This is a genomic window from Actinoplanes sp. NPDC048791 (assembly GCF_040650095.1).
Lineage (GTDB): Bacteria > Actinomycetota > Actinomycetes > Mycobacteriales > Micromonosporaceae > Actinoplanes.
Genome location: NZ_JBEZGQ010000490.1, coordinates 1 through 6203, shown reverse-complemented (window position 1 = coordinate 6203; position 6203 = coordinate 1). Strand labels below are relative to the sequence as shown.

Genomic DNA, 6203 nt, shown 5'->3' with positions numbered 1-6203 from the left:
GCGCCGGTCGCGCTCACCGCACCCAGCGCGCGGGTCGCGTCGAACTCCCCGGCCTGCGACGAGACGATCCGGCGCCGGCCGGTCGCCGCCGTGGCGGCAACCAGCTCCGCCGCCGCGAACCTGATCCGTACGGTGGTGCCCGTGTCGTCGCTGCCGACGACCCTCACCTCGGCCGGTACCTCCTCGGCACTCACGGCGATCCGGTCGGCGCCGAGCACGGACAGGTCAGCCACGGGCGTCCGAGCGGTGATGGTCAGCACCCGCCGACCGCCCTCGTCGGTCTCCCAGTCGAGCCCTGTCGCGTCCAGGCGGGCCGCCCAGTCCGGGTGCGCGGTCACCTCGAAGCAGGAGTCGGGCAGCCGGCGGTCCGGGTCGCGGAAGCCGGGATAGCGCGCGTACCACCGGCCGTCCTCGACGAGTGTGCCCGGTGCGCTGCGGCGCGCGTCCTGGCGGATGACGGCCAGCAGGTCGTCCAGGTCGCCGTCCCGGGCCACCGCCATCCGGATCCGGGTCTCGGCGCCCAGCCCGGCCGCGATGTCCTCGCTGAGATGGTCGGCGACCAGCCGGCCCACGCCCTCGTGGAGCTGCGCCTGCAGGGCCCGGTCCAGCAGCAGGAAGTCGTCCTCCAGCAGGCGGGCCACCTCGTGGTCGAACCGGCGCAGCAGCACGGCGTCGCGGTGCCGGCCCGGCTCGATCAGTTTCGCCACGAAGGCCACGATCGCCTCGGCGGTCCGCAGCCGTTCCAGGTGCCGGCTGAGGTAGGTGATGTTGGTGGCGCTGAAGCGCCGGACGGCGAAGTAGTAGTCGTAGTCGGCCAGCACCGAGATGCGCCGGGCCCGGTAGCACGCCTCCAGGGTGAACGGCAGGTCGCTGCCGATCCGCATGTCCTCGGGGTAGCGGATGGCGTGCCGCTCGAGCAGCTCCCGCCGGAACAGCTTGGTGTTGGCCAGCGACCGTGGCAGCGGCGAGTCGAACAGGTCCAGGTCGGGTTCGTCGCGGGCGAAGATGTCCTGGTAGATGTGCCGGCTGTTGACGCCGACCACCCGGCCCAGCACCACGTCGGAGCCGTACGTGTCGGCCGCGGCCACCAGCCGGCGCAGCGCGTCCCGGCCCAGGTGGTCGTCGGATCCGACAAAGAACACGTAGCGGCCGGTGGCGACCTCGAGCGCCCGGTTGCACGGACCGGCCGGGCCGCCGGAGTTGGCCTGGTGGATGACGGTGAACAGCTCCGGATAGCGCTGCGCGAAGCGGTCCAGCTCCGCGCCGCTGCGATCGGTCGAGCCGTCGTCCACGGCGACGATCTGCAGCCGTTCGCGTCCGATGGTCTGCTCCACCAGCGAGTTCAGGCACTGCGTGAGGTACGGCATGGTGTTGTAGACCGGCACCACGATGCTGACGTCGGGCACGCTCATCGCGCGGTGTTCTCCTTGATCGTGCGGCCGGCCAGCAGGCGCCGGTAGAGCGCGTCGAGCACCTGGGCCTGCGCCTCCCAGGTCCACCCGGGCAGGGGACTGTCCGGTCCGTCGTAGACCCTGCGGTAGCGGGCGGGGTCGGCCAGCACGGCCCGGACCGCCCGCGCCAGGTCGGCCGCGTCCCAGGCCCGGAACACCTCTCCCTGCCCGGTGGCCCGGACGGTCCCGGCCATCGTGCGCACGTCGCTGACCACGATGGGCAGCCGTGCGTGGGAGTACTCGAAGAACTTGGTGATCAGCGCGATCTCGTGGTTGGGCCAGTGGTGCAGCGGGATCAGCCCGGCGTCGGCCGACGCCAGCAGGGCCGGCACCTGCCGGTGCGGCACATAGGGCACGGTGTGGACCCGGTCGGCGATTCCGAGCCGGGCCGCGGTGGCGAGCAGCTCCCGCACGTACGGCGTCGAGGCATCCCCGACGACCAGCGCGAGATGCACACCCTCCAGCCGGGGCAGCGCCGCCACGACCGTGCCGAGTCCACGCTGGACAGTGGCCGATCCGCTGTAGACGAGCAGCGGCGTCGTGTCGTCCAGGCCGCACAGCCGGCGCAGATCGGGCGCCACGCTGCTGTCCTGCGGTGGCGTGGTGACCGCCGGGGCGTTGAGCACGACAGCCGGCAGCTCGGCCAGGCGGTGCTCGCGCTGCAACAGCTCGGCCAGCATGGGGGAGACGGTAACGACCGCGTCCGCGTACGGCACGTACTCCCGCTCGTAGGCCAGATGGGCGGGCAGCCACCGCGCGTTGTCCCGTCTCGGCCGGGCGCCGGGCAGGAACTCGTGCGCGTCCCACAGCAGCTTGACCGGACGACCGGCGGCCCGGGCCCGCAGCGCCGCCCGCGCGCCCACTCCCAGCATCCGGAAGTCGTGCGCGTGGATGAGGTCCGGCGCCAGCTCGTCGATCACCGCACCGAAGGCCCGCTCGTAGTTCCACAGGCCCGGCTCCAGCCGCCGCCAGGCCCGGTCACCCTCGACCGCCCGCCAGAACCACACCTGCGCGTACTCCAGGGGACGCCGGGCCCACCGCGCCGCCCGCAGCAGAGGTCCACCGCGGGCCAGCAGCCGGGCGCGCAGGCCGCCCGTACCCGTCGCGGGACCGGTCATTGCGAGCAGGCGCACCTCCGCGCCGCCGAGCCGCCACTGCTCGGCCACCCCGGTCGGGGAACAGCCCAGCAGGACGACGTCCCACCCCGCGTCGGCGGCCGACTGGGCGGTCTTCTGCACCCGGGAGTCACCCTCGACGCCGTTGTCGACCAGCATCACGACACGCCGGCCGGCCCCGGCCTCGTCGATCGTCACGTACGCCTTCCCCAAGCCTGCCGATCTGCAATACGAATGCCGGCGAGTGTATAGGGCCGCCCGGAAAAGGCAATCGACCTCGGAAATTCGGCCGCTATTGGCATTTCCGCCATTTACCAGTCAGCTGTTGTTAACCGGCGTACGTAGTGGGAAGCCGCAGGTGCTCTCGCGTTCTACCTGCATTATCCACCGGCTATTAACCCGTCGGCCGTTCGCGCTCCGTAATTTCCAGGCCGTGTCCCGCGCGCCGCGGGTGCTCGCACTGCGATTCGCTCACGCCAATGCGCTCGTCCCCATTGCGGAGTTGAGAGGTTCACCATGGATGCCCTGCCCGAAGTCAGCGTGGTCATTCCGACGCGTTTCCGCCCGGAGCTGGTGACGCGCGCGGTCCGCAGCGCCCTGACCCAGACGGTGGGCAACCTCGAGGTCATCGTGGTGGTCGACGGCCCGGACGAGGCGACGAGCGACGCGCTGGCGCTGATCACCGACCCGCGGCTGCGGGTGCTGGTGCTGCCGAGCTCCGGGGGCGCCCCGAACGCCCGCAACGTCGGCGTCCGCGAGGCCCGCGCGCCCTGGACGGCCCTGCTGGACGACGACGACGAGTGGCTGCCCCACAAGCTGGCGGTGCAGCTCGACGCGGCCCGCGACGCCGGGGTGGCGATGCCGGTGGTGGCCAGCCGCCTGATCAACCGCACCCCGCGCGCCGACTCGGTCCTGCCGCGCCGGCTGCCGGCGCCGGGCGAGCCGGTCAGCGAGTACCTCACCGTGCGCCGCGGCCTGTTCTACGGCGACGGCTTCATCCAGACGTCGACCATCATGGCGCCGACCGCGCTGCTGCGCCGCGAGCCGTTCACCGTCGGGCTGCGCCGCATGCAGGAGCTCGACTGGGTGCTGCGCGCGGTCAGCCACGACGAGGTCGACCTGGTCATCGCGGCCGAGGCGCTGGTGGTCTTCCACCAGGACGAGGACCGCCCCCGGATCACGCTGAGCTCACCCTGGGAGGGACAGCTGGAGTGGTTGCACCGCAGCCGTCACCTGCTCACCCCACGCGCGTACGCGGCATTGCTCATGAGCGTGATCAGCTCGATGGCCGCACCGACCCGCAGCGCCCGGACCTTCGGGATGCTGTTGCGCGACGCGCGCCGGAACGGCCGTCCCGGCCCGATCGACTACCTGACCTTCCTGCAGATCTGGCTGATCCCGCCCAAGCTGCGCCACAACCTGCGCGACCTGGTCCTGGGCCGCCGCCGCGAACAGCGCGGCAGCGTCGCGGCGCCGGTGTCCGCCGAACGGCGTGTGCCGGCGCTCAGGGAGCGCAGTGGGGAGCTGGCGCATGACGGCGCCCGCCGGTAGGACCGTCGCGATCTGGCGCAGTTGCCTGCTGCCCGGCTCGGAGACCTTCATCCGCCACCAGGGCGGCGCGCTGACCCGCTGGCGACCGGCCTACCTGGGCGCCGTCAAGGTCGCGTCCCCGATCGCCGCGGACACGGACGTGATCGCCTTCCCGGACGCCGCCGGCCGGACGGGCTGGTTCCTGCTGCGGCTGACCGGGAGATCCGCCCGGCTGCGCCGCCTGCTGGCCGGACTGCGTCCTGCGGTGGTCCACGCGCACTTCGCCGGTGACGGCTGGCTGATCAGCCGGGCGGCCGCCCAGCTGGACATCCCGCTGGTGGTCACCCTGCACGGTCTGGACGTGACGAGCCAGGCCCGGCGGCCCGGCCTGCGCGGCGCCCGGCACCGGCGGCACCTGCGGACGGTGTTCGCCCGCGCCACCCTGATAATCGCCGTGTCGGAATTCATCCGGGACCGGGCAAGGGAGCTGGGCGCCGACCCGGCGAAGATACGCGTGCACCACACCGGCGTACCCCTGGCCGGCCTCCCGGAGCCGGTGCCGCCGCGCTGGGACATAATCTTCGTCGGGCGCTTCGTCGCCAAGAAGGGCATCGACGACCTGCTGGAGGCCGCCGCGATGGTCGGAGATCTGCGCCCGCGGATGCTGTTCATCGGCACCGGCCCGCTGGAGCAAGCGAGCCGCCGCCGGGCCGCCGAACTGGGCCTGGACGCAACGTTCCTGGGCGCGCAGGACTCGGCTGTGGTGCGGCGGTCGCTGGTCGAGGCCAAGGTGTTCGTCTCCCCGTCGAAAACGGCCCCCGACGGTGACACCGAGGGGCTGCCGACCACGATCCTGGAGGCGGGCAGTGTGGGCCTGCCGACGATCTCCACGTACCACAGCGGGATCCCGGAAGCTGTGGTGCACGGGGAGACCGGACTGCTCTGCCCCGAGGGTGATCGCCCGGCGCTGGCTGCGGCCATCCGGAAGGTGCTCACCGACGACGAGCTCCGGGGGCGCCTGGGCCGTCAGGCTCGCCGGCACGTGGAAGCCCATTTCGATCTGGACGATCAGACCGGCCGGCTCGAGCAGCTGTATGAGGCTGTCTGCGCGCGGCCCGCGGCCTTGGGTGGATCGCAGCCCGCGGCCTCGGCCGGATCTGGCGCGGTCCCGGCGTCAGCCGGATCGCGATCCGCGGCCCCGGCCGGATCGGAACCCATGTCGTCGGCCGGATCTGGCGCGGTCTCGGCCGGATCGCGATCTGCGGCCTCGGCCGGATCGGAACCCATGTCGTCGGCCGGATCTGGCGCGGTCCCGGCTGGATCTGGCGCGGTTCCGGCGCCGGCCGGATCGCGATCCGCGGCCCCGGCCCGATCCGACAGTGACCCGTGCGGACTCGGATCCGCGCAGACGTGACAACAGCGGTCTACGTCGCGTTGGGCACCCGCCGGATCGCCGCGGCAGTGCACCACGCTGGCGCTCTCGTCGCGGCCGGCACGCGTGTCACGCTGCTCCACACCGACCGGACGGAATGGGCACGGGTTCAATTGCCGCCCGCGGTGACGGTACATCGGCTGGACGCGGGCGCCGCCCGACGGCTGCTGCTCGCCGCCGACGGCCCGTTGCCCGACGACGGGCTGCTGATCGCCGGCGACCCCGAGGCGCTGGCCGTGGCGTGGTTCGTCGGCCGCCGGCGTCCGGGCGTTTCGATGAGGCTGGAGCCCTCGCCGGAGCCCGCGCGGCGTACCGCACCGGCCGACCTGGCCGTCGTGACGCCCTGGTATCCCTCGCCCGACGACCCGTACGCGGGGGCCTTCGTGCAGGCCTCGACCGCCGCAGTCCGGCCGGACCACGACCGGGTCGCGATCCTGCACACGCAGAACTGGTACTACTCGCCGACGGGCGTGGCCGGCAACCGCGTCGGGGTCGCCGCGGAACGGCAGGCGGCCCGGTCCGGCCAGGCGGTCGTCCTCGACACACCCGAGGGCGAACTGACCCGAGTGGCGGTGCCGACTGCGGCCGGCCGCGGCTACCCGGCGTTCGCCGAGGCGCAGGTCCGGGTCCTGCGCGCCACCCTGCCGACCGGCCGGATCGAGGCGCCGGTCGTGC

At 73.0% G+C, this 6203-nt stretch carries 4 protein-coding genes and 1 pseudogene; 3 read left to right on the top strand and 2 right to left on the bottom strand.

The genetic code is table 11. The annotated features are described in order from the left end of the window. Positions 1-1412 (bottom strand): glycosyltransferase (locus AB0C29_RS28900; protein ID WP_360826456.1); only part of this gene is annotated, 1412 nt, incomplete at its 3' end. Further along, positions 1409-2725 (bottom strand): glycosyltransferase, encoded by a 1317-nt coding sequence (locus AB0C29_RS28895; protein ID WP_360826459.1) that lies wholly within the window; start codon positions 2723-2725, stop codon positions 1409-1411. The genes AB0C29_RS28895 and AB0C29_RS28900, both read right to left, overlap by 4 nt. Positions 2726-3082: 357 nt before the next feature. On the opposite strand from AB0C29_RS28895, the gene AB0C29_RS28890 reads away from it, so the two are divergent. The 3 genes and pseudogenes from AB0C29_RS28890 to AB0C29_RS28880 all read left to right on the top strand — a co-directional run. Next, positions 3083-4117 carry a glycosyltransferase family 2 protein gene (locus AB0C29_RS28890; protein WP_360826453.1) on the top strand — a complete coding sequence of 345 codons (1035 nt, stop codon included), beginning with the start codon at positions 3083-3085 and terminating at the stop codon, positions 4115-4117. Next, positions 4098-5510: a glycosyltransferase gene (locus tag AB0C29_RS28885; RefSeq protein ID WP_360826450.1), complete on the top strand. Its 1413-nt coding sequence runs from the start codon at positions 4098-4100 to the stop codon at positions 5508-5510. The genes AB0C29_RS28890 and AB0C29_RS28885 overlap by 20 nt, the downstream gene beginning before the upstream one ends. A gap of 143 nt (positions 5511-5653) precedes the next feature. After that, positions 5654-6203, top strand: a pseudogene (locus AB0C29_RS28880) (glycosyltransferase family 4 protein); the annotation flags it as partial.